Origin of the sequence: Legionella sp. W05-934-2, from assembly GCF_964199965.1 — a bacterium.
Lineage (GTDB): Bacteria > Pseudomonadota > Gammaproteobacteria > Legionellales > Legionellaceae > JAFIFT01.
Genome location: NZ_CAXMZT010000004.1, coordinates 141,770 through 165,781, shown reverse-complemented (window position 1 = coordinate 165,781; position 24,012 = coordinate 141,770). Strand labels below are relative to the sequence as shown.

Here is a 24,012-nt window from a genome sequence, read left to right as displayed (position 1 = left end):
CCATGTTGAAAGCCTTTAGAATGATTGCAGTGCTTATTGGGTTAATCGGAGGACCATTCTTTTTGAGTTCCTGCGATGGAGCAGTGAAGCATGGCTCCCAAGAGGTCGATGGCGGCTATGGAGGACACAGCGCGGGTGGGCATGGTGGTCATGGCGGTGCTGGGCATTAAGCCCATTCGCTGCATTGGTAAATCAAGCCAAAGCATACTCACACTTAACAGGTAGGGCAAACCATGAAACACGACCACCATCAAGGACATACCCATTCTGGTAAAGGACATGCTTGTCATCACGAACATAATTCTCCCAAGACTCAGCAAGCCTCTTCCAAAATGGAGGGGCCTATTGTTTATACGTGTCCCATGCACCCAGAAATTCGCCAATCTGCCCCTGGTCATTGTCCTCTTTGTGGTATGGCTTTAGAACCGGAAACGGTGACGGTTTCGGAGGTTGTGAGCCCTGAATATCTTGATATGAGACGTCGATTTTGGATTGCATTGATGTTAACTATACCTGTTGTGATATTGGAGATGGGTGGACATGGTTTGAAGCATTTTATTTCTGGTAATGGCTCCAGTTGGATCCAATTGCTTCTTGCCACGCCAGTGGTGTTATGGGGAGGTTGGCCTTTTTTCAAGCGCAGTTGGCAGTCTCTAAAAACAGGCCAACTCAATATGTTTACCTTGATTGCCATGGGTATTGGTGTGGCGTGGATTTACAGTATGGTGGCTGTCATTTGGCCAGGTGTATTTCCCCATGCGTTTCGAAGTCAAGAAGGAGTAGTTGCTGTTTATTTTGAAGCGGCAGCAGTGATTACGGCTTTAGTCTTATTAGGGCAAGTGTTGGAACTAAAAGCACGAGAGCAGACGGGTAGTGCCATCCGTGCCTTGTTAAAATTGGTCCCTGAAAGTGCGCACCGAATTAAGGAAGATGGCAGTGAAGAGGAGGTATCACTGGATAACGTTGTCGTTGGTGATTTGTTGCGTGTTCGGCCTGGTGAAAAAATACCAGTGGATGGTGAAGTGCAAGAAGGCCGAAGCTTTGTCGATGAATCCATGGTGACGGGTGAGCCCATTCCAGTTGCTAAAGAGGCCAGCGCTAAAGTTATTGGTGCTACGATTAATCAGACGGGTAGCTTTGTCATGAAAGCGCTGCATGTGGGCAGTGATACCATGCTTGCACGCATTGTGCAGATGGTGAGTGATGCCCAACGAAGCCGTGCGCCGATTCAGCGACTAGCCGATACCGTCTCAGGATGGTTTGTGCCCGCTGTGATTTTGGTTGCGGTGCTGTCTTTTATTGTGTGGGCACTGTTGGGTCCGCAACCAGCGCTTAGCTATGGATTAATCGCTGCTGTGTCCGTACTCATCATCGCTTGCCCTTGTGCGTTAGGTTTAGCAACGCCCATGTCCATTATGGTCGGTGTTGGAAAAGGAGCACAAAGCGGGGTATTGATTAAAAATGCCGAAGCGTTGGAACGAATGGAGAAGGTCAATACCCTGGTGGTCGATAAAACGGGCACGCTTACTGAAGGTCACCCTAAATTGACACGCATTGTGACCGATGATTTCGTGGAGGATAATGCTTTAGCATTAGCTGCGGCACTCGAGCATCAAAGTGAACATCCGCTGGCCAATGCTATTGTGCATGCTGCAAAAGAAAAAGGATTGTCCCTTGGATCAGTCGAAGCGTTTGAAGCGCCCACTGGAAAAGGTGTTGTAGGTCAGGTAGACGGCCATCATGTTGCTATTGGTAACGCCAGATTAATGCAAGAGCATGGAAGCGATAATGCCCCTCTTTTTGAAAAGGCTGATGAACTTCGTGGTAAAGGCGCCTCAGTCATGTTTATGGCGGTTGATGGTAAAACAGTAGCTCTCTTGGTGGTTGAAGACCCTATTAAATCGAGTACTCCAGAGACCATTTACGAACTTCAGCAAAGTGGCATTGAAATTGTCATGCTCACCGGAGATAGCAAAAAAACAGCTGAAGCGGTAGCAGGTACACTTGGCATAAAAAAGGTAGTAGCTGAAATCATGCCTGAAGACAAGAGCCGCATCGTGAGTGAATTAAAAGACAAAGGTCTTATTGTTGCCATGGCAGGAGATGGAGTGAATGATGCCCCAGCATTGGCAAAAGCAGACATTGGTATTGCCATGGGAACGGGCACTGATGTGGCCATCGAAAGCGCTGGGGTCACCTTGTTGCATGGAGATTTGCGTGGTATCGCCAAAGCGCGACGTTTGTCAGAAAATACCATGAGCAACATTCGCCAAAATCTTTTCTTCGCCTTTATTTATAATGTACTGGGTGTGCCTTTGGCTGCTGGGGTTTTGTACCCCCTAACCGGCTTGCTCTTAAGTCCTATGATTGCAGCAGCGGCGATGGCGCTTTCTTCAGTGTCAGTGATTATCAATGCGCTGAGACTAAAGAGAGTGACACTATGAAAAAAGGATGGTCAGATGAGCTTAAGATGTGATTAGTCTTTATTGTATTGGCTAAACAAAAATCATCACAGTTACTTCATTGAATAAAAATCAAGTCTATACTAAAGAAATAGTTCAGACTGTATTTAAGGCCAAATCATGGTTATCCCAGTTGTTATGATAGTGTTTGGTATTGTCTTTCTTACTAAAGGAGCTTATTTAATCAATGGATTAGTGCAACAAGGGAATCACTATCGGCGACTAAGGTTTGTTTCTCTTTCTTTTATTGGCATCTTCATTCTCAGTTATTTAGCCAGCATTTTTTATGGTTTATTGGTCGACCCTCACTGCCTTAATTATTTTTATGGCAGTGTGTTTTTGTTAGCAGCGACTTATACTTATTTTTCGTGTCATTTGGTGACTAAGACCATTCAAAAAGCGGAATTAATGGCTGATTTTAAAAGTCGCTACGAACTATTAAGGCAGCATGCTCAGTATGATTCGCTAACTGGCTGTCATAACAGAGAGACCCTTTTTGAGGTTTTGAACACAAGGCTCCAACAAATTAAGATGCATGGAGGATGGGTTATCGTTCTTTTTATTGATATGGATAAATTTAAGACGGTCAATGACCGTTATGGTCATGATGCGGGAGATAACACGTTACAAACATTTGGGCAACTCCTAACGCAGCGATTGCGAAAGGATGATATCGTGGCTCGTTATGGTGGGGATGAGTTTATTGCCGTGATGGAAAACATCTCTATCGATGAGGCGAAAAAGATTGCTGAAAATCTTATCACTGTGACGAGACAATTGTTCAAAGAAGGTATTTTATCGGAGCTTAATCTAGGTTGCTCTATTGGCATCACTCAGATGAATCCTCACTCGACCTCAGTGAATACCGTCATCAAAGAAGCGGATTTGGCGTGCTACGCGGCAAAACAAAGAAAAATCAATGGCTCGGTTTGTGTCTATAGTCCAATGCTTGCAACAACAAACCATCTCATCGACACGAGTATCCATCCAATCGCTGACTAGAAAAAGAGAATGCATAAAACAGTCATCTTACTGCAGAAGCAGGTACGACATCATCTATTATTTTACAACCCATTGTTTAATGGCATTGGGTAGGAGATACTAGAAAATAAAAATAATAAAAAGAAGGGATTAATTTATGACTCATTATCTGATGAAACGCACTCTCCTGGTGATAATTCCCACACTTCTGGTGGGTTGTTCCTATAATGCCAAGTTAACCCCTGAAGGAGAAAAAGTAACCATTCTCCAGTCAGATCAGCTCTCAAAAGGCTGTACTTTTTTAGGGGAAGTCAGAGCCTACGATCGCAATGGCATGAGCCAATCCTATCAATCACACGAGCATTTGATCAAGGACGAACGAAATATCCTAAGAAATGAAGCGGCGTTATTAGGTGCTAATACGGTTTTGGTGAGTCAACATCAACAAACTTATGAAGGCAATCCCAAAAATGATTTCGTGGCAGACCATTGGATGGTAGGTCGAGCCTACCGATGTAAGATAAAACAATAGATGGACCTCTTTGAGCCATTGTTTATGGAATATCATCGTGCTTGGCGGTTTTCTTATCGGGTCATTCTTCTGTTGCTGTACGCCTCTTTGGCAACAGCGGGGAAGGCATGGACTCTTCAGGAAATAACCCAAATGGCTTTTGCAAACAACAAGGATTTAAAAGCCGCTCGTTATAATGTGGCTATTACCAAGGCCCGTTTGCTACAAGCTGGCCTTTGGCCCAATCCAAGCCTCAACCTCTCCAACAACGACGATCGCTTATTTAATGATGAAGGGGAATATTCACGAAGTGCTGGGTTTAATCAAGCATTTCCGATTTCTGGGCGTATTGCAAAGCAAAAGACAGTGGCGCGCTTAGATGTGTTGAAAGCCATGGCAGAAATCAGGGAAGCAGAGCGCCAATTAAGCGCCAAAGTAGCGAATGCATTTTATGCCGCGATGATTACCGAGCGTCGCACGCAACAGGTGAATTACTTATTACGGATAAACCGAGAGCTCGTTGATGTGATTCATAACCGTTATCACGCGGCTGAAATTTCAAAGCTGGATGAGAATGCGGCACGCATTGAGTATCTGCGTATCGGGCAAGAAAAGCACCTTTTGCATAGTCTTCGTATTAGCCAATATGCGCTACTGAATCAATTGATGGGGCGAGAAGCCCATTCACCCTTATCCCTTAAGATGGATTTTATCGCTGAGAGAACGCTCCTTAAATTACCCCGCTTAAAAGCCTTGGCGCTTAAAAATCGTCCAGACCGTCAATCCATCGCATTATCGATTGAACGCGCCAATGCCGATCACCGTTTGGCCAAAGCCGAGCGTTTTGCTGATTGGACGGTAGGGCTTGGGGTACAACAAGATAAAATTGTGGTCGAAGAGGGCCCACCTCAACCTGCCGATAGGACTTTGGGTGTGACTCTTTCCGTGCCTCTTCCTCTGTTTAATCGTAATCAGGGGCGAATTTTAGAAGCAAGTCACACAGGGACTCAGGCAATAATGGCTTTGCGTGCTTTGAATTTAAGTATTGAGACGGAAGTAACCAGTAACTATGGGCAATTAAAAGCGCTGCAAATGAGTCTTAGGGAAACGCAAACTGTTTCTCTTAAATTAGCGGTTGAGAATGTCACAGTGGCGCGTGATTCTTATGAGAATGGACAAATTTCTTTTTTGAATGTGCTGCAAGTACAAAAACAACAAAATGATTTACAAACGACTTATCTCAACACGTTAGAAAAGTATTTGCAAGTGTATGTGGCCTTATGCACGGCCATTGGTCCTGGTAAGACCCTGGGGTTTTGTCCGTATTTGGCGTATCAAAGGAATGGGGATAGCAAATGAGATGGCAACAGCGCATGAGAAGGATGGCATTAATTAGTCTGTTTCTTAGTCTATTCGTTCCTATTCAAGGGTGCTTTGCCCATGGAGAAGAAATTGAAGTGAGTGAGGGAGGAGCTAAAGGCCCAGTTCATTTAACACCCCAGCAAACCAAGATGCTTGACATCAAGGTGGTGGAAGCAACCAATCGTCCTATGGCACAAATACTGGGTTTGAATGGCCAAGTTCAATTGTTACCTGATGCGCAAGCGGATGTTAGCATTCGGATTAGCGGAAGTGTGACGGCCATTGATGTGAATTTAGGGGATAATGTCAAGACAGGACAACGCTTAGCCACAGTGCAATCAAGATTAGTGGGTAATCCTCCACCAAGTGTTGCGGTCACGGCACCCATTGCAGGCATCATTGATGCAAGGAACATTAACTTAGGTCAAGCCGTTGAACCGAACACCGTTCTTTTTCACATCAGCAATCGCGACAAACTGTTAGTCATCGCTCAAGTGTATGAAGAAGATTTAGATAAGATTAAGGTGGGGCAAGAAGTGAACATTCATGCCCTAAGTTACCCCAAGCGAACTTTTCCAGGCCAAGTGACTTTAATTGAACCCAATCTTGACTCCTTAACCCGTACCGTGAATGTGCGCATCACCCTGGATAATGAAGAGAAACTCCTAAAGCCTGGGATGTTTGTACGCGCCAACGTCATTTTAGCGCGTAATGAAGCAGCACTTGCCGTACCCAATGCGGCCGTGTTGCAGGCAGATAACGAGTCGTTTGTTTTTGTGCAAAATAAGGATATTTATGATCGCGTCGTTGTTCAAATGGGTGCCGTGGATGATGAGTATTCAGAAATTAAAGATGGGCTAGTTCCTGGCGACCTTGTTGTGACGCAAGGACAACGTGAGCTTTATACTTTGTGGTTGAGTGGGAGTAGTAAGCCTCATTCAGACCAAGAGGAGCCTCACTAAATGTTTACGCACTTAATTGCCTGGTCGTTACATAATCGCCCCTTGATTTTGGCCTTAACGATTATTCTTTGTTTGCTGGGTGGTTATACCTTAAAACAAATGCCAGTGGATGTGTTTCCCGAATTTGCCCCACCGCAAGTGGTGGTGCAAACGCAAGCGCCTGGTATGGCCACACAAGATGTGGAAACTTTAATTACCTATCCCTTGGAAAGTGCGATTAATGGCACGCCAGGGGTGGTTAGTGTGCGCTCTAAAACGTCTGTGGGTCTGTCTACCATCACGGTGGTGTTTGACGACCAAACCGACATTTATCGTAATCGCCAGTTAGTTAATGAACGCATTCAACAAGTAGTCAATCGCCTCCCTCCTGGCGTTGAGTCACCCATCATGTTACCGGTTACGTCTGCCGTGGGGTGGTTGGTCAAATACGCGTTGGTAAGCCGCACCGAAAGTCCTGAAACCTTGCGCACCATTTCGGATTGGACGATTCGTCCCAGGATTCTAGCATTAGGTGGTGTGGCTTCTGTCGTCTCCCTGGGTGGTGAGGTCAAGCAATACCAGGTGCGCCTCATTCCTGAACGTATGCTCGCTTATCGAATCTCGGTGGAAGACGTGCGACAAGCGCTGACATCGGCGAATCAAAACGTACCCGGTGCCTTTGTTCACCAGGCAGGAACCGAATTCGTAGTGAGTACCCTTGGGCGGATTAAGACGCTTAAAGACATCAAAAAAACATTGATTGTGGTTCGTAATGGGGTACCTATTACCATGAATAATGTGGCAAATGTTGCTTTTGGTGGAGAAATTAAGCGAGGTGATGGAGCTTATAATACCCAAAATGCGGTGATTGGGACAATTTCTAAAGCCTATGGGGCTGATACGGTCATGACCACAGCGAAAGTCGAAAAAGCACTTGCGGAAATTAAAAAATCCTTGCCTCACGATGTGACCTTAATGACTAATGTGTTTCGCCAAGCCAGCTTTATTGAATCCGCCATTCACAATTTAACTCGGGCTTTGCTTGAAGGGGCTGTGATTGTTATTGCGGTTCTTTTTGTTTTTTTGATGAATTGGCGTGCTTCGTTTATTACGTTCCTTTCGATGCCCGTTTCGTTCGTAGTGGGTATTTTAGTGCTTCATTATTTTGGTATTGGCATCAATTCCATGACCTTAGGTGGTATGGCCATTGCCATTGGAGAAGTAGTCGATGACGGCATCATTACGGTGGAAAATGTGGTGCACCGCTTACGGATTAATCGTCAGGAAGCCCATCCTTTACCCACCATACAAGTGGTTTTTGATGCGGTGCTTGAAATTCGAAGTTCAGTGGTTTATGCCACGATTATCATTAGTTTGGTTTTTTTACCCATCTTCTTTTTATCGGGGATTGCTGAACATATTTTTAGTCCCTTAGCCATTGCCTACATTGCCTCGGTATTAGGCTCTCTCGTGGTCTCCATCACTATGGTTCCTGCTTTGTGTTACTGGTTACTGGTGCGTGGTCAAGAAAAACAGCAAGATGTTGAAGTGGGTCTGCACGCTTTATCGAATAAGGAACGGCATTATGCCGTAGAAAGGGAAGGTAACCATCAGGCGGAGTCCGAAACTCGCTTTGTCTTGTGGCTTAAAAAGCATTTTTTAACAGCACTCCAATGGTCTATTGCCCACTGCAAAATGGTTCTTGCGTTTGCATTATCGGCTTTTGTCTTTGCACTGGCGTTACTTCCTTTTTTTGGCACGTCTTTTTTACCAGAGTTTCATGAAGGCAACTTTATTGTCGTGATGAGTACCTTGCCGGGAACCTCCCTGAATGAATCCATGCGTTTAGGCCAACAAGTGCAAAAAGCATTGCTTCGCTACCCGCAAGTGATTTCCATTGCGCAGCGGGCAGGGCGCAGTGAGCTTGATGAAGATGCGCTACCACCCAACATCAGTGAATTTGATGTGCTTCTTAACTTTGATAAAGACAAGTCCATGAGACCTGATGAATTGCTGCGTCGCATTCGTGCGGATTTGGCGAATATTCCTGGAGCCGTATTTAACGTGGGGCAATTCATTGCTCATCGTATGGATGAAGTGCTTTCTGGGGTACGCGCTCAAGTGGCCGTTAAGATTTTTGGGGATAATTTATCCACACTCAATGAACTAGGACAATCGATGGAGACCCTGTTAAAATCAGTACCAGGGGTGGTGGATGTGAATAAGGAACAACAGATTAAAGTCCCTCAATTGGTGATTCAACTCGATCGCGAAAAAGCAGCGCGCTATGGAGTCAATGTGGGGCAGATTTCAGAAGACGTGCAGGTGCTTCTGAATGGCGTGAGTGTCTCCAGCGTTTTAGAGGGGCAACGCACGTTTGATTTGTATCTTCGAATGGATAAACCAGGACGTGACAGCGTCAAGAACATTCAAAACATGTTGATTGATGCTCATGGGGTGGGGGAAGGCAGCAATGCGCAAATCCCATTGCGGGCTGTGGCTGAGATTGCATTGGAACCGCAGCCTTTTGCAATTAATCGCGAGAACGTGCAACGGTTGTTGGTGGTTTCTTTTAATGTGCAGGGGCGGGATTTAGGCAGCGTGATTGCTGAAGTGCAACAGGAAGTGCAGGAAAAAATCAAACTGCCCACTGGTTATTTTATTCAATACGGCGGCCAATTTGAAAGCCAGCAACAAGCCTCCAGAGTGATTTTGGTTTTTGGTGGCCTGGTGATTTTTGTGATGCTGATGTTGCTCCATAAAGCCTTTGGGACATTTCGGGAGGCTTTATTAGTGATGTTTAATTTGCCCTTGGCACTTATTGGTGGGGTCATTTCATTGTTTGTGGTGAGTGGCGAGATGAGTGTGGCCGCCATGATTGGGTTTATTACGCTGTTTGGAATTGCGGCGAGAAATGGCATTATTTTGGTGAGCCACTACAATCAATTACGATTGCAGGGGAAAACTCGGGAGCAGGTGGTCATTGATGGCACCATGGACCGTTTGGTGCCCGTATTAATGACAGCTGCCACAGCGGCACTGGGCTTGATTCCTTTGTTGTGGGGTTCGCCTGCAGGAAAGGAACTTGAGCGTCCTTTAGCTCAGGTGCTTTTGGGAGGATTATTTACTTCTACTGTACTCAATATGTTTGTGGTGCCTACGGTGTATAATGCTATTGAAGTTTGGCGAGAACAGCGGATGCAATTCAATAAAACAGAACAAGGAGAAAAAACATGAAGCACGTTACTTTGAAACAAAAAAGCCATTTTTGGTTAGGGCTTATCACCAGTGTTTTGTTGGTTTGTGGGTATTCTCAAGCAATGGCTGATTCCACTGAAGAGCCAACACAATCTATTCCCAAAACGATTCCAGCCATTTGGGAGGCTGTAGATAAGCATGCGGCATCCATTAATCAAGTGCTCAGTAGTGATGATTTAACGACAATACACCAGCATGCATTTGCCATTCGTGATTTAGTCAACGCATTACCTGCTTTAAGCAAGGATTTATCAGAGGAGCAGAAAAAGACACTGCAACAAAATCTAAGCTATGTTGGTCAATTGGCGACTCGTCTTGATAAAACAGGAGATGCCAATGATAAAGAAGGGACGCAAGCCAACTGGCAAAAATTGCAAAAAGTGTTAGCACAGCTGCGTGCGCTGTATACTCCTAATGCCCCTAATTAATCAAGGAATGAGTCATGAGGGGTGCAGGAATTCAATGGATTGAACATTTTTGTAAAAATCTGTCCACAATAGATAAAGATGTGGATTATTCAGGATGGTGGTGACGCATGGACAAGGAAAACACCGATTCGCCTTATCAAATGGGGCATGATTTTATTTCTTATCAACTGGATTGTTGGCAGCGTTCTATTTTATTTTGGGATACCTTGCGTGAACGGGCTAATAATATGATGGAGCACGAACAACAAGGGTTGCCACCACTGCTTAATTTTAAATACGAATTAGTCCTGGATGGGAAATCATTGGAACCCAAAACCAATTATGCATTGGTTAAAATTCTTGAGGTCGGCGATGTGTGCTTTGAAGAATGTTTTGATCCTCATGCTCATCCGGTGATTATTGTGGATCCCAGATCAGGCCATGGGCCAGGGATTGGTGGTTTCAAACGGGACTCTGAAGTGGGCATTGCGTTACATAGTGGTCATCCTGTGTATTTTGTTATTTTTTATCCTAATCCTGTGCCTCATCAAACGCTCGCCGATGTCCTGATGACTTTGCGCCATTTTGTTGAAAAAGTCCAAGCCTGGCATGAAGGCAAAGCCCCTATTCTTTATGGTAATTGTCAAGCCGGTTGGATGCTTGCTTTATTGGCTTCTGATTGTGTGGGTTCGGTTGGCTTGACGGTCATGAATGGTTCACCCGTTTCTTATTGGTCCAACAGCGAAGAAGAAGCCAATCCCATGCAGTTATTAGGGGGACTCTTGGGTGGTGCCTGGAGTGCCCATTTTCTTTCGGATTTAAAAGAAGGGATATTGGATGGGGCGTGGTTGGTCTCTAATTTTGAGTTACTCAATCCCACCACGGCCATTTGGGATAAGTATTATGGCTTATTTGATGAAATTGATGCAGAACGTGAGCGATTCTTGGAATTTGAACGTTGGTGGAATGGGTTTTACCAATTTAGCCAGGAAGAGATAATGGCCACAGTGAATAATCTTTTTATTGGCAATCAACTAGAGCGTGGTGAAATGCGAATTCATAAAGGATGTGTTTATGATTTGAAACGCATTCAAAGCCCTATTGTTCTCTTTGCTTCCCAAGGTGATCAAATTACCCCACCGAGGCAGGCTTTACATTGGATAAGAACGATTTATCCTACGACACAAGCATTGAAGGAAGCGAAACAGCGAGTGGTTTATCTTCTTCATCCTTCCGTTGGACATTTAGGAATCTTTGTGTCGGCTAAGGTCGTTCGTTTGCAACATCGTGCTATTTTAGAGCATAGTGATGCCATTGAGCAATTGCAGCCAGGGCTTTATGAAATGATAATCGTTAACCCAACAGGCGATCCCGATTGCAGCAAAGAGCAATATCATGTGCGTTTTGAAGCGCGCGAACTCACCGAACTTTGCACAACGAGCTCCACACAACCGTTTGAAAAAGTTCGCCAAACATCCGAAGCCAATGACTCGATTTATCAAAAAGTCGTCCAACCTTTTGTGCAAAGCTTAAGTAATCCTTTCTTATCCTGGTGGCTCGAGAAAACTCATCCCATGCGCCTAAGTCGCTATGTGTTTTCTGAAAAAGTAAATCCACTCATGAAAGCAATCGAACAAGTAAGTCCACCCATTCAAGCCAATCGCCAAAGGGTAACGGAGAGTAATTTCTTTAAAAAAACAGAGCATGCTTGGGCACAGATGATGAGGGACTCGTTAGAATCCGTTCGAATCATGCGTAATGAGGTCATGACGAATTGGTTTGATGCGCTCTATAAGGATCCCGATTAATATTTAGGGTGTTAATTCATGGAGCGTATGGCATCAAACTCTTCATCAAGGTCCATCTCATTCCCTAAGTCTTTGGTTTCAGGAAACTCTTTCTCATCAAAAAGAGGGGTAGTTTCTCTTGCTTGTTCTTCGTACTCTTTCTCTGCAAACCAATCCTTAGCGTTCATAACAATTCCTTCAAAATGATTTTCCTTGTCCTTGTACGACGACTAAAAACAACCCGGTTTATTGTTGCTATTTTCATCTCAGACATTTAGCATAACGGATAACGATTCAATGAACAAAAATAAGAAATAAAAAGGGGTCAACTGAATAGCCATTTGGCTATTTTTTTATAAGAAGAAACGAGGGAATGGGATGTTGGTTCCCCAAACTGGAATAAGGAACGCATCGACCATGATAGAAATTATCCCCAATTGGCACCCCATTTTTGTCCATTTTACCGTGGCCTTATTTACTGTTTCGGTGATTCTTTATGCCCTAACCTATGTATCCTCTTACACTCATTGGAACACCAAGCCATTGATTGTCGAATTGGAAATTGTGGCTCGGTGGTGTTTATGGCTGGCCGCATTGAGTACGATAACCACGGTGTCCGCTGGATTTTATGCCTTTTATACGGTGAAACATGGTGCTATGGTGCACGCCGTAAAAGTGATTCACCGCAACTGGGCACTCACTAGCGCGAGTGCTATTGTACTTGTGGCTTTCTGGATGGTTTGGCGTTATATTAAACACCAAAAACCGACGCTGCTCTTCTTAATGGCTTTATTCCTTGTCCAGGTGTTGTTGCTCACAACAGCTTGGTATGGTGCGGAATTAGTCTACCGGCATGGGTATGGTGTTTTGCCTGTCACAGCAGAAAAGACGGTATCACCGCATTAATACGATTTTTATGGAAGGATGGAAACATGTTACAAAAGGATTTGCGTTGTTCAATTAGGAATTATTGCTTTATTTTTTCCTTTTTACTGCTCGGTTCTTCTGCTGTGTTTGCCCAGCATGAGCAACATGGTGCCTCAACACAACCGTTAACTTCCTCGAAGAGTACACCATCTCAATCGAAACCTGCACAATACAAAATGGAACAACCTACCACTAAAAAACAATCTCCTAAAGCGGTGACGCCTCTAACTATTACAGGTGGAGCAAAGCGTACGGTTAATTTGGTGGTTGCTTATAAAACGGTGAATTTTGCAGGCAAACCAAGACGCGCCATTGCTGTTAATGGGCAAATTCCAGCACCGACGTTGCATTTTAAAGAAGGGGACGATGTCACCATCAATGTGTACAACCATTTGGATGAGGGAACGTCCATTCATTGGCATGGTCTTTTAGTCCCTTGGCAAATGGATGGGGTGGATGGGGTGAGTCAAAAACCAATTCCTCCGGGAGGCGTGTTCCATTATCGCTTTAAGCTGTACCAAAGGGGAACCTATTGGTACCACGCCCATGCCAAGGTTCAAGAACAAGAAGGCTTATATGGGACTTTTATTATTGACCCACCTAAGCCGCCAAGCTATCAGTATACCAAAGATTATGTGGTGGTGTTATCCGATTGGAGCAACACGCCCGCCGAACAAGTTCTTGCGAATTTAAAAAAAGACGGCGATTATTACGGTCCTCGATTTCCCCTACAACCCTCGCTTATGAAGTTTCTTCATGATTATCGTAAAGCGTCACCCGAAGAGCGTAAAAAATTAATTGCTGATTATAAAATGATGCAACAAATGCGCATGAGTATCTATGATTTAAGTGACGTGGCGTATGATGCGTATTTATTAAATGGTCATCCTAAATCTCATCCTTGGACCGCCCCTGTGAAAGTAGGGGATAGGGTGCGGCTGCGCTTCATTGGCGCAGGAGCAAGCACCATCTATCGCGTCAAAATTCCTGATGCCAAAGTGGAGATGGTGCACATTCAAGGAAATGATGTGACCCCTTATCCCATTGAGGATTTTTGGATTGCACCGGGTGAAACCTATGATATCCTGGTGACCATTCAAAAAAACAAGCCTTACATTATTTATGCTGAGTCGATTGACACGCTGGGCAAAGCTTATGGGGCCTTAGTGACCCATCCTAATCAAGTCGTCAACTATCAGCACGTGACTCCTTTCCCTGAACCACTTCCTGTCACAAGAGAAATGATGGCCAACATGATGATGTCTATGAATGGCGGGGCAATGGATGGAAACCAACAGCATGGTTTGATGAACAAAAAAACATCATCAACGGCGATGAAATCCTCCATGACCATGCCTTCGCACTCTCAAGCAATGAGTTCGCAAAGTGCTAATCATTCGATGTCCTCTAAGACTATCCAAAAGAAAATGGACAATGCATCCAATCATTCCGCTCACACCTCATCAATGAAGTCCAAATCCTCATCGACCTCGATGAACAAGAGTATGGACATGCCAGGTATGAATCATGGGGCAATGAGTCAGAGTAAGACGTCTCACTCTGCTCAAATGAAATCTGACCCCTCGTCGACCTTAATGAACAAGAGCATGGCCATGCCGGGCATGAATCATAGCGCAATGGGTCAGAGTAAGAAGTCTCACTCTGCTCAAATGAAGTCTGACTCCTCGTCGACCGCAATGAACAACAGCATGGCTATGCCGGACATGAATCATAGCGCAATGGGCCAGAATAAGACGTCTAACTCTGCTAATGACATGTCTATGAATAGGAACATGAAGTCAGATAGGCCTATGGAGCAGGGTATGTCGATGAATGGCTCCATGAACATGAAAATGCCCATTGAGCCGACCATCATAGGCGATAAAATAGAGCCGCCTGATTCGGCAAAGGCCAGTACCTTAGGAACCAAATACCAAGAGTTAAAAGCTGCAGTGAAAACCAATAATCCTGATAAACCAGTCGATGGGATTATTAAAATGGAATTGTTTGGTTATATGGATCGTTATATCTGGTTTATTAATGGTCTACCAGAATACAAGGCCAAGCCAATTCTGATTGAGCCAGGAAAGCGTTATCGGATTATTTTTACCAATAATTCGATGATGCGTCACCCCATGCATATTCACGGCCATTGGTTTATTTTACGCAATGGTCATGGGTCTTACGATCCCTTATTACATACCATTGAAGTCCCTCCAGGGGCTACTGCCGTTGCGGATTTTGATACTGAAGCCAGCGGTCAATGGTTCTTCCATTGCCATCATCTTCTGCACATGACCGCAGGCATGGCGCGCGTATTTCAATACACCACCATCATTGAGATTGCCAACGGCACCCGAAAGCCAGACAATTACGCCTATCAGCAAGCCTACATCAATCGACCCATTGTAAGAGAAGACGAAGTCATGCCATTGGATGCTTCTCTCATCAAACACCCTGCAGGGCATCATCAAGGCTTCTATCGTTCAAGCTATATTGAACTCGGTGAAGACCCTTTTCATAATGCTCAGGAAATGTCTTTTAGAGGCCTCTATGGCCCAGATTACAATAAGCTCCAGTTGTATACTGAGGACGCTGAAATTTATAAAGGAACCGTTGAAAACGCAGATATCGATGTGTTCTATTGGCATTTGATTAGCCAATTTTGGGCAGTTAAAGGAGGAGTCAATTATTTTTATCGCCCCGGAGGACCTTATTGGCAACCGGGTATTGGTATTGAAGGATTAATGCCTTGGTATATTGATACCAACATTAGAACGTATTACCGTGATGGCAGTGTGAAGTTTGACATTCAGTTAGCACGGGCTAACCAGCTGACCAATAACTTCTTCTTCCTCACTGGGCTTCGCAGCATTCTGGCCACTCATACCGTCGTCAAAAACGAGATTGGCAATGGCTTAAACCAAATGCGTTACATCCTGAGACCTTATTATCGTCTTAAGCCAGGGCTTAATATTTTTACAGAGTACGAACATGATGAAGAATATGGTGCTCTTAAGAGAATTCTTCGAAGTCAAGGAGAGCCTACCACTCAAGATACAATCACGTTAGGAGTTGCTGTTCTTTTTTAAACGGTCACGTGAGTTGCTTATACCCGGATATTGGAGTCCTGGTGCACTATAAAAGTACCGGTTTAAGCCCACGCTCTTGCTCATGGGTTTGAAATTATTTTGAGTTCAGAGTAGGCCAAATAACAAATAGTTAGTACCCATGGTTTGTCCAGAAGAAACCTCGTGAATGCACTAATTGGAGGAATGTATGTATTTAGATGCTCTTTCACGGCTTGATAAGGCCGCTTCATTTTGTCGTATTGATTCCGAAGCTTTAGAGAAACTGAAACACCCTAAATCCTGTCTGGAAGTATCTCTCCCAGTTCGGATGGATAATGGTGAATTAAAAATTTTTACAGCTTATCGAGTCCATCATAATGACAGCCGTGGTCCGATGAAAGGAGGCATACGGTTTCATCCAAAATTGGATTTAGATGAGATAAAAACTCTTGCATTATGGATGACAATAAAATGCGCTGTCGTCGACATCCCCTTTGGTGGTGCAAAAGGTGGGGTAATTGTTGATCCAAAACAATTATCCCGCATGGAGTTGGAGCGATTAAGTCGAAGCTACATTGAGTTAATAGCGGATTTTATTGGGCCAGACAAAGACATCCCTGCTCCTGATATGTATACCAATGAGATGATCATGGGCTGGATGATGGATGAGTATGCCACCATTGTTCGGAAAAATAGTCCAGCGGTCATCACAGGCAAGCCTATTTCTTTGGGAGGGTGCTTGGGGCGTGAGGGTGCGACTGGTCTAGGTGCTTACTATTGCATTAAAATTCTTGAAAAAAAGAAAAAATGGAAGTCTTCTGAGCTACGAGTTGCTGTTCAAGGATTTGGTAATGCTGGCCAAAGTATCGCTAAGCTGCTTTACGACAATGGCTATAAAATTGTTGCAATAAGTGATTCGAAAGGAGGAATTTATAATACCAAAGGCATCGATATACCTCGCATGATTGAAATAAAAAACAGCTCTAAAGAGGTGCAGTCCATATATTGCAAAGAGTCTGTTTGTAAACTTGCGAAGGAAGCTACCATTACGAACGAAGAATTATTGGAACTCGAGGTCGACTTACTTATCCCAGCTGCTGCACAAAATCAAATTACCCATGAAAATGCAGCCAGAATTAAGGCCCCTATAATCGTTGAAATTGCAAATGGTCCAATAACCTTAGAGGCCGATGCACTATTGCAGAAAAATGGACTATTAATTGTACCCGACATATTAGCCAATACGGGTGGGGTCATCGTAAGCTATTTTGAGTGGGTTCAAAATAAATCAGGTTATTATTGGAGTATGGAAAAAGTTCAAGAAGAATTACAGACTATCATATCCCGTGAATTCAAGAATATTTGGCAACTGATGGAACAGTATCAAACAGATATGCGGCAAGCGGCATACATTCATGCCTTGAGTCGATACGATAAAGCAGTTACAGCCCAAGGAACTCGCGGATATTTTTCAAATTTAAGCCTAAGCCTATAAGGAGAGTTATCCTGCTTGAATTTCATGCCTCTTCTTACTGGGGCTCATTGTCCTATTATTGGTGTTGATTGGGGTATTAGGCTTACTCTCCCCAAAGATTAGAAGGTCCTTCCCCACGTCTTTATGACGGTGACTGATTTACCTGACTGAATATATTTGGCACAAAAAACCTCTTAACAACATGTTAATACAGTACCACGCATCAAGAGAATGAGCTCCCTTCTTCTTAATGTCCGCTGCCATGCCCGCCTTGCCAGCCATGCCCGCCTTGCCAGCCGTGTCCACCTTGTCCACCGTGATGCCAGTTATGATGCCACTTGTAGTGGTATTGAATCCAATGCCATCTATGTCCATCCCAATGCCACTTACCATGTCCACCATGAGGTGTCCAATGAGGTGGATGATGGACACTGGCAGCCAATATCATAGAACCTAATTGGGAATCATTTTTGACTGAGGTATCAAAAGCAGCAGCTACAGCAGTTGAGCCTATCAAAGCGGCTACAGCAACAAACCGCTTCAACGTCTTTAAAGTCCACATATTGCCGCTCCTTGTAAAGGATGTGATAGCGTTATTTCTAAGCTAGTCTAAATCCAATACTTATCAATCTAAGTATAGACAAGATAGCACTTTAGTTCGAAATTTGAACAATATATGGGTGATACTTTACTGGCGCAATCTTTTATCAGGATGGACTATACTAATAAGAATTAATGAGCAAAGGAGGGCACATCATGTCGCCTGAACCTAGGCATCACCCACAGTCATCAAAACCACAAAAAGAGATGCACTTTTGGAGTTCTCCTTCTGGTATGGTGGCCATCATCATTATTGGGATTATTGGCTATTTCTTGATTGTAGAGCATGGTGCTCACATTGCGAGTTTTCTTGGGGCTTCGCCTTTTTTGCTGTTAGTCTTACTCTGTCCACTAATGCATCTGTTTATGCATAGAGGACATGGAGGTCATGAAGAGGAGCATCATCATAAGTCTGATAATGAGGACGACTCGTCTGAGAATAAGGACTAATCGAAATGGAACATACTTCGTATGCCTATGGTTTGTGGTTATTGGTCATTGTCAATTCGGCTATTTTCATTTTGTTTGCGTACAGTTTTACCACCACGTTTAAGACAAGGCGAGATTGGCGCGCCTTTGGTGCTTTTTCTGCGTTTGTCATCGCTTATTTTACCGAAATGTATGGTTTTCCTTTAACCATTTATTTACTGTCAGGATGGCTTTCTAAATATTATCCTGGAATGGATTTATATGGTCATGACAGTGGCCATTTACTCCATACCCTGCTTGGCTTGAAAGGTGATCCCCATTTTGATGTCTTTCATATCTTAAGTTTTGTCTTCATTATCGGCGGTCTTTGGATGATTGCATCAGCCTGGGGTACTCTTTATCGTGCTCAAAAGGCGCATCAACTTGCAACCAGCGGGTTGTATGCCAAAATTCGTCATCCGCAATACGATGGGTTTATTTTGGTGATGATTGGTTTTTTATTGCAATGGCCAACCATTCTGACCTTAATCATGTTTCCCATATTGGTTTATATGTATGTTCGTCTCGCGCGTAGAGAAGAAAAAGAGGTCTTGGCTGAATTTGGTGAGGAATATAAACACTATGCTGCGGTTACTCCTGGGTTTATACCTCGTATTAATAAACAACAAGACAGCAAAGGAGGTGCATCATGATGTTTATGTTTCACAGTGCCGAGATGCTCGGCCTTATCGCAATAGCGCTTGGAATCATGTTGGTCGTCTGGGCATTACGTAATGAAGGAAAAAGTATTGGATTAGCCAAAATATTTGGATGGTTGATTGTCATTATCGGGATTCTAGGGGAGCTATGCAGTACTTATTATGCGATTAAATACTGGTATGCAGGCTATTTCCAGATGCCAATGATGTCAGGTGAAGCATTCTTATTTCATGTGGCTCAGATGTTGTCTCTTATTGCAATAGCATTGGGTATTATTTTGGTTGTCTGGACTTCACGTCACGAAGGTTTCGGTATTTCGTTGGCAAAAGTTTTTGGTTGGCTCATCGTTCTCTTTGCGATTTTAGGAATGATTTGTAGTGCTTATTATGCCACTGTGTATTGGCATAAAGGATATATTCAAACGCCTGCTGGTATGCCTCTGTTGATGCAACATCAAATACCGATGCAGAAACCGGCATCTAATCAATAGTCCTGGTAAATGCCATAATAAATTGTTACGGCACTTATAAATTTTCCGATGTAGAGAAAAAGTCTCTCAATGATGCTTATAAAACCCAACTCCTTTAATATCAGTCCACAACGTGGTTTGGTGGCAAAGGAAACATTGATCGACACGGGCTTCATGCTCATGAGCCACTTTTTTTGAAATCATATTAAAATGTTCCATATAATGACTGGGTGGCGCTTGATGGCATTGAGCACAATCCATTGAACGTGGGGATGGGTGTCTGAATTCAGGGATGCTCCAATGAGCCGTTTCATGACAAGCAGAACAATCATCACCAAATAACTTAAAGTGCTTGTCTTTGTTTTGATGGCAAGAGGCACAGCGTAAAGTCAGTTCTTGAGGTGATAAATGGGGGTTGACCAATACGGTTGGCCTATTGGACTCATTCTGCGCTAAAAAGAGCGTCACCTGATTAATAATCAACTGTTCTTCTTCATCATTTGCATTTGAAAAGACACGAAGTTGCTGAAGTCCTAACGAAACCAAAGCATTGTGATCCATCTGGGTGATACGTGCTGTTCTGCCCTGGTGCTCTCTATGACATTCAACACAACTGCCTATGTTGGCATGAAAGGAGGTCGGTTGGCGTTTTAACAGAGATTCGTTGTTGGCATGGCAGGCAATACAGTTCACGGCCTCAACTCCTTTCACGGGCGTATGACACGCAGTGCAGTTGTGACTTAAAAACGAGTGGGCTTTGGAAAGTTCTCCGGGGCTTGCCATTCTTTGCCACTCGGCCAAGTGAGTCAAACTGCTCACCTCATCTCCATGAGAAGACAGATAATAGACCATAAACGACAGTGTCGCGATTACGGTAAGGGCAGTGAGTGTAGCCCATCTCAGTTTCATTGAAACCACCTTAATCCAAAATAAATTCCAGACCACACGTGCAGACCCAGCAGAATGTACAATACCAGTGCTGTAATAATGTGACAGGTTAACCATTTTTGAAACAGGCGTTTGAAGTGCTCGTGAAAACGAATGGCGTATTCCAGTTCGGAGATGGCATCTGCTAAACACAAAGCGCGTACTTCTGCCGACTTGATTAACTGACCATCCAGTGCGGTGTCTTCAAGCAGCCAGGAAAGAAAGCGAGCTGTCATAAGATGTAATTTCCCGATGTTTTGCTTGGAGTGTGCGCTTGCTTGTAATTCTTGAGCCACGATTTGGTATTGCTGTTGTAATCCCAAGAGGATTGTCTTTTTTTCATCGATTTCCTGAGTCATAAAGCCCATGAGATAACGGCCAATAAAACCACTGAGCGTGACAATGAGCGTCATAGCAGTCAAAGCAATACCTAAAGCGCTATTAAATTTATGCCCGGTATGAATCAAGACTAAAATAGAGCCGATAATGCCTGCGTAAATATGCCATGACAACAGGGTATTCATGGACACATAGTGTGTGACCCAATTTTTCAAAAATGAAATGCGTTTAACAAAGAGGTAGAGGAGCGGAATCAGCATCAATATCGAGCCACTCACGCCAAACACACCACCCCAAAAACTCCCGGCAAAACGAGAAGACGTATGGACGGCAAAGCCTAGCCATGTGATAAGCATTAGAAGTACTAACCCCAAAACCATCATACGTCCTTGCGAATTCATTAAGCATCCACCTCAATGTTTTGAGTCGCTTTGGCCTGACAGGCTAAGATAAGTCCCTGTTGTTTGTCTTCCTTGGAAAGCGCATCTTCACAAGCCATGGTCACTTCCCCCGACAGCAATTTCACTTTACATAACCCACATTGCCCGGTTCGGCACGCATTATCAATCGCTATCCCATTGGCTTCAGCGATTTCAAGAAGGGTACGGTCCGGCAGAATTGGAACCATTTTTTCGGATTTCCGAAACGAAACCATCGCACGGGTATCGGCTTTGATGAAGTCTTCTTGGACTATTTCTGGTTTCTTTTCCGGTCCAAATGCTTCTGTTAGAATCAAATCAGCGGGCACGTTAAGCTCTTTTAAGATACCAAGGATAGCTTCCATCATCGCAGGAGGACCACAAACGTGGATACGATGAGAGGCAATATCAGGGACAAGATGGCTGATGATGTTCTTGGTAAATAGGCCTTGTAACCCCATCCAAACGGCTCCCTCTGAACGCAGCATCGAGGCATACACATGGAGATTCAGGTATCTTTCTTGAAGTTGCTCTAATTCTTCGCGAAAAAGAAACTCACTCGTCGTGCGACAACAGTACAGCAAATAAATGTCATTGTGCCATCCAATATCGGTGAGATAGCGGATGATACTCATCATGGGGGTAATGCCGACCCCGCCACAAATCAGTACAATGCTCTTTGCCTCTTCCCCAGTAAAAGTGAATTTACCATTAGGTCCCATCACCTCCAGTAAATCCCCTTCCTTAATTTCGTCATGCAAATAACGGGAAAACAAGCCTTGTTCTTCCCGCTTGACCGTGATGGCACAATAATGCAATTGGGTTGGGGTGGACGCCATGGTGTAACTGCGTCTTACGGTTTTACCATTAATTAAGGCGGTGAGCGTAATGAACTGGCCAGGATAATAGGTAAATGGCAAAGCCACCTCATGGGTTGATGCCAAATGATACGTTTTGATTCCCGGTGCTTCTTGAAAGATACGGCAAACACGAAGTTGTCCTTCCCATTTCTCTTCCGGTTCGGTGAGCGATCGCATGACTGGAAATTTTGGGACTGGGCATTTATGCGCGGGGCAGGTAGGAGGCGTAGTTGGGGCAGTTTCTGATGGTACTTTAGAAACTTGGGAGGATTTAATGGGCTCTACTGATGTTAAAGAAGGGGTTGGTTCAGGTGCTTTTGAGAATTGGGGTGATGTCTCTGAAGATACAGCCGCATTTTGTTTGGTTAAGCGATCGAGCAGAGCAGCAGCTCTTCTCATTTTGAAAAAATACATCCAAATCATGACCAAAAAAAACAGAGCAAATAGAGCGATAATCGTTAAATGAAAAAAAGGACCACCTAAGACACTCTCGGCTTGCGGACTACTTGGAAGAAGATTCATTTCTCGTTTAAACCACTGCAAGGCGATGTCGCTTGGATTTTTTCCTTCAGAAAGGGCGCGAAGTGCGGCCAGTGCACTCTCATATTGCGCAATCCCTTCTCGTAATTTCTCTAAAGCTTCCTGCATTTTAGCGTAATTGTTAGTGCTGGATGCCAACAAAAGCTCGTTAAGCCCACTTTTCATGAGCGCCATGCCGGAGGTGATGCGCTGGTGTGCCTTTTGTTGAATTTCAAGGCGTTTTTCAGGGGATAATGTGGGTAAACTCATTAAAGAGGGGTAAAGCTCCTTAGAGGGAGTCCCTATATTTTTCATCATGCCACTCATTCCCTCGCCTTCTTTCTCCTTTTTTCCTGGATGATGTGCGGCATGCTCATCCGCTGTGGGTTGTGCAAAGGAAACAGAGGCCATCGCCAACAGGAAAGAAATGGATAATGTTCGAACCCATCGAAGTAAGGTAAACTTTTTAGTGTATTGAAACAGCATCCTTTCTCTCCAAAAGCTCACTTAACATGACGATTCAAAAAATGGTTAAAGTGGAGCAGTCTGCACGAGTGTTTTCCCGCCTCATATGAGTTTATTCACTATTCTGTAACCGATTTCCAATCACTCGAAAGGGATGACTACGAATTTATAGAAAATTCATTTCATTGATTAGAAACCCAGTCCAATCAGTATATTATAGTTTACCTTGTCTTTCTATGTGAGCTCATGACCAATAATCGCTTCGGCGCTTTGTACAATATTCTGAATTTCTTCGGTAATTTCTTCTTGGCGCAGTAAATTGAAATGATGGTTTAATGCATTTTTTTTATTTTCCAAGCGATCTAATGCCTGGTTTAAATGAAACAGTCGTTGATGATTTTCCGCAAAAAACGATTGATAAAAAATCGAATAACACATGGCCAGTAAATAATGCTCCACCAAGTCAGAAAAAAACTGGTCTTTGGATGCATTCAAAACGGGTGGCACAGAAAAAGGAGGCACAGGATTTGTATCCAATTCTTTAAAGGGCTGCCAGGTTTTTACTTGAATGTGATTGTGCTCTTCCTCATTGAAGAGAATAGTCCATTGCCAAGAATGCCATGTCTTATTTCTTTGCAATAAGGCTTTTTCTAATGTTTGTAACACGTTTGAAATCACGTCCGGGATTTCTTCAATGGCATTGGGTCCCTCGAGTGTTGCTATGACACGAGGGTCATTAGGCATTTTTAATGCCAGTTTATGCCCTACAAGAATGAGTGCTGGTCCCAATTCAGCATGTTGCTCTTTGTGCGCGTCTAACTGATGAAGCACATTATCATTAAAAGAACCACAAAAGCCGCGTTCTGAGCCAATAAGAATAGAAACTAAGGGAGGATTTTCTTGTTGATTCATGGGGGGCATGGGATAGAAACTTAAAAAATCATGACTCACCTCACTAATGGTTTTAATGACGTTGTTCTGCATGGAAAGACATTGAGTGATTTTGCGCAGTTCAATGAAAGAAAGATTTTTCATGGCCGTCATAATGTGGCCAATTTCTTCTAAAGTATGAACATGTTCTTTGAGTTTGGTTCGTTTCGTCATG

Annotated in this window: 21 protein-coding genes; 15 read left to right on the top strand and 6 right to left on the bottom strand. The window is 43.8% G+C overall.

Annotation, left to right across the window (positions count from 1 at the left end):
• Positions 1 to 2 precede the first annotated feature (2 nt).
• The 9 genes from AB3348_RS06055 (at position 3) to AB3348_RS06015 (ending at position 11,730) form a co-directional block, all read left to right on the top strand.
• Positions 3 to 170: a hypothetical protein gene (locus AB3348_RS06055; protein WP_015961484.1), complete on the top strand. Its 168-nt coding sequence runs from the start codon at positions 3 to 5 to the stop codon at positions 168 to 170.
• 63 nt (positions 171 to 233) lie between these two features.
• Positions 234 to 2,444, top strand: a complete 2,211-nt coding sequence (locus AB3348_RS06050; protein ID WP_367606676.1) for a copper-translocating P-type ATPase — start codon at positions 234 to 236, stop codon at positions 2,442 to 2,444.
• Between the two features lie 138 nt (positions 2,445 to 2,582).
• Positions 2,583 to 3,464, top strand: coding sequence for a GGDEF domain-containing protein (locus AB3348_RS06045; protein WP_367606675.1), 882 nt, complete (start codon positions 2,583 to 2,585; stop codon positions 3,462 to 3,464).
• 136 nt (positions 3,465 to 3,600) lie between these two features.
• Positions 3,601 to 3,975 carry a DUF4156 domain-containing protein gene (locus tag AB3348_RS06040; RefSeq protein ID WP_367606674.1) on the top strand — a complete coding sequence of 125 codons (375 nt, stop codon included), beginning with the start codon at positions 3,601 to 3,603 and terminating at the stop codon, positions 3,973 to 3,975.
• 24 nt (positions 3,976 to 3,999) lie between these two features.
• Positions 4,000 to 5,313 carry a TolC family protein gene (locus AB3348_RS06035; RefSeq protein WP_367606672.1) on the top strand — a complete coding sequence of 438 codons (1,314 nt, stop codon included), beginning with the start codon at positions 4,000 to 4,002 and terminating at the stop codon, positions 5,311 to 5,313.
• Entirely contained in the window at positions 5,310 to 6,278 is a 969-nt protein-coding gene (locus AB3348_RS06030; protein ID WP_367606671.1) for an efflux RND transporter periplasmic adaptor subunit, read from the top strand. The genes AB3348_RS06035 and AB3348_RS06030 overlap by 4 nt, the downstream gene beginning before the upstream one ends.
• Positions 6,279 to 9,494 (top strand): efflux RND transporter permease subunit, encoded by a 3,216-nt coding sequence (locus AB3348_RS06025; RefSeq protein ID WP_367606670.1) that lies wholly within the window; start codon positions 6,279 to 6,281, stop codon positions 9,492 to 9,494.
• Positions 9,491 to 9,943: a transporter gene (locus AB3348_RS06020; protein ID WP_318796537.1), complete on the top strand. Its 453-nt coding sequence runs from the start codon at positions 9,491 to 9,493 to the stop codon at positions 9,941 to 9,943. Before AB3348_RS06025 ends, AB3348_RS06020 begins: the two co-directional genes overlap by 4 nt.
• Before the next feature lie 107 nt (positions 9,944 to 10,050).
• On the top strand, positions 10,051 to 11,730 hold the full coding sequence (locus AB3348_RS06015; RefSeq protein ID WP_367606669.1) for a DUF3141 domain-containing protein: 1,680 nt from the start codon (positions 10,051 to 10,053) through the stop codon (positions 11,728 to 11,730).
• Positions 11,731 to 11,741: 11 nt separating this feature from the next.
• Here AB3348_RS06015 and AB3348_RS06010 read toward each other — a convergent pair whose 3' ends face one another.
• Positions 11,742 to 11,897 carry a hypothetical protein gene (locus AB3348_RS06010; protein ID WP_367606668.1) on the bottom strand — a complete coding sequence of 52 codons (156 nt, stop codon included), beginning with the start codon at positions 11,895 to 11,897 and terminating at the stop codon, positions 11,742 to 11,744.
• A 190-nt stretch (positions 11,898 to 12,087) separates the two neighbouring features.
• Between AB3348_RS06010 and AB3348_RS06005 the strand changes: the two genes are divergently transcribed.
• The 3 genes from AB3348_RS06005 to AB3348_RS05995 all read left to right on the top strand — a co-directional run bounded on the left by AB3348_RS06005 (position 12,088) and on the right by AB3348_RS05995 (position 17,202).
• Positions 12,088 to 12,615 carry a DUF2231 domain-containing protein gene (locus AB3348_RS06005; RefSeq protein WP_367606667.1) on the top strand — a complete coding sequence of 176 codons (528 nt, stop codon included), beginning with the start codon at positions 12,088 to 12,090 and terminating at the stop codon, positions 12,613 to 12,615.
• 26 nt (positions 12,616 to 12,641) lie between these two features.
• On the top strand, positions 12,642 to 15,728 hold the full coding sequence (locus AB3348_RS06000; protein ID WP_367606666.1) for a multicopper oxidase domain-containing protein: 3,087 nt from the start codon (positions 12,642 to 12,644) through the stop codon (positions 15,726 to 15,728).
• 187 nt (positions 15,729 to 15,915) lie between these two features.
• A complete protein-coding gene (locus AB3348_RS05995) occupies positions 15,916 to 17,202 on the top strand; it encodes a Glu/Leu/Phe/Val dehydrogenase (RefSeq protein WP_367606665.1) in 1,287 nt (428 codons plus the stop codon).
• A gap of 226 nt (positions 17,203 to 17,428) precedes the next feature.
• Here AB3348_RS05995 and AB3348_RS05990 read toward each other — a convergent pair whose 3' ends face one another.
• Complete coding sequence (locus AB3348_RS05990) at positions 17,429 to 17,743, bottom strand: VrrB (RefSeq protein ID WP_367606664.1); 315 nt, start codon at positions 17,741 to 17,743, stop codon at positions 17,429 to 17,431.
• Positions 17,744 to 17,937: 194 nt separating this feature from the next.
• On the opposite strand from AB3348_RS05990, the gene AB3348_RS05985 reads away from it, so the two are divergent.
• The 3 genes from AB3348_RS05985 to AB3348_RS05975 are packed head-to-tail and all read left to right on the top strand — an operon-like array spanning position 17,938 to position 19,399.
• Complete coding sequence (locus AB3348_RS05985) at positions 17,938 to 18,231, top strand: DUF2933 domain-containing protein (protein WP_367606663.1); 294 nt, start codon at positions 17,938 to 17,940, stop codon at positions 18,229 to 18,231.
• A gap of 5 nt (positions 18,232 to 18,236) precedes the next feature.
• Complete coding sequence (locus AB3348_RS05980; protein ID WP_367606662.1) at positions 18,237 to 18,902, top strand: isoprenylcysteine carboxylmethyltransferase family protein; 666 nt, start codon at positions 18,237 to 18,239, stop codon at positions 18,900 to 18,902.
• A complete protein-coding gene (locus AB3348_RS05975) occupies positions 18,899 to 19,399 on the top strand; it encodes a hypothetical protein (protein ID WP_367606661.1) in 501 nt (166 codons plus the stop codon). Before AB3348_RS05980 ends, AB3348_RS05975 begins: the two co-directional genes overlap by 4 nt.
• A gap of 66 nt (positions 19,400 to 19,465) precedes the next feature.
• Here the strand turns inward: AB3348_RS05975 and AB3348_RS05970 are convergent, their stop codons facing one another.
• The 4 genes from AB3348_RS05970 to AB3348_RS05955 form a co-directional block, all read right to left on the bottom strand.
• Entirely contained in the window at positions 19,466 to 20,287 is an 822-nt protein-coding gene (locus AB3348_RS05970; protein WP_367606660.1) for a hypothetical protein, read from the bottom strand.
• Positions 20,284 to 21,045, bottom strand: a complete 762-nt coding sequence (locus AB3348_RS05965) for a hypothetical protein (RefSeq protein WP_367606659.1) — start codon at positions 21,043 to 21,045, stop codon at positions 20,284 to 20,286. Before AB3348_RS05965 ends, AB3348_RS05970 begins: the two co-directional genes overlap by 4 nt.
• Positions 21,045 to 22,928, bottom strand: coding sequence for a 2Fe-2S iron-sulfur cluster-binding protein (locus AB3348_RS05960; RefSeq protein WP_367606658.1), 1,884 nt, complete (start codon positions 22,926 to 22,928; stop codon positions 21,045 to 21,047). The genes AB3348_RS05965 and AB3348_RS05960 overlap by 1 nt, the downstream gene beginning before the upstream one ends.
• Before the next feature lie 213 nt (positions 22,929 to 23,141).
• Entirely contained in the window at positions 23,142 to 24,011 is an 870-nt protein-coding gene (locus tag AB3348_RS05955; protein WP_367606657.1) for a FoF1 ATP synthase subunit gamma, read from the bottom strand.
• Between the last annotated feature and the right edge of the window lies 1 nt (position 24,012).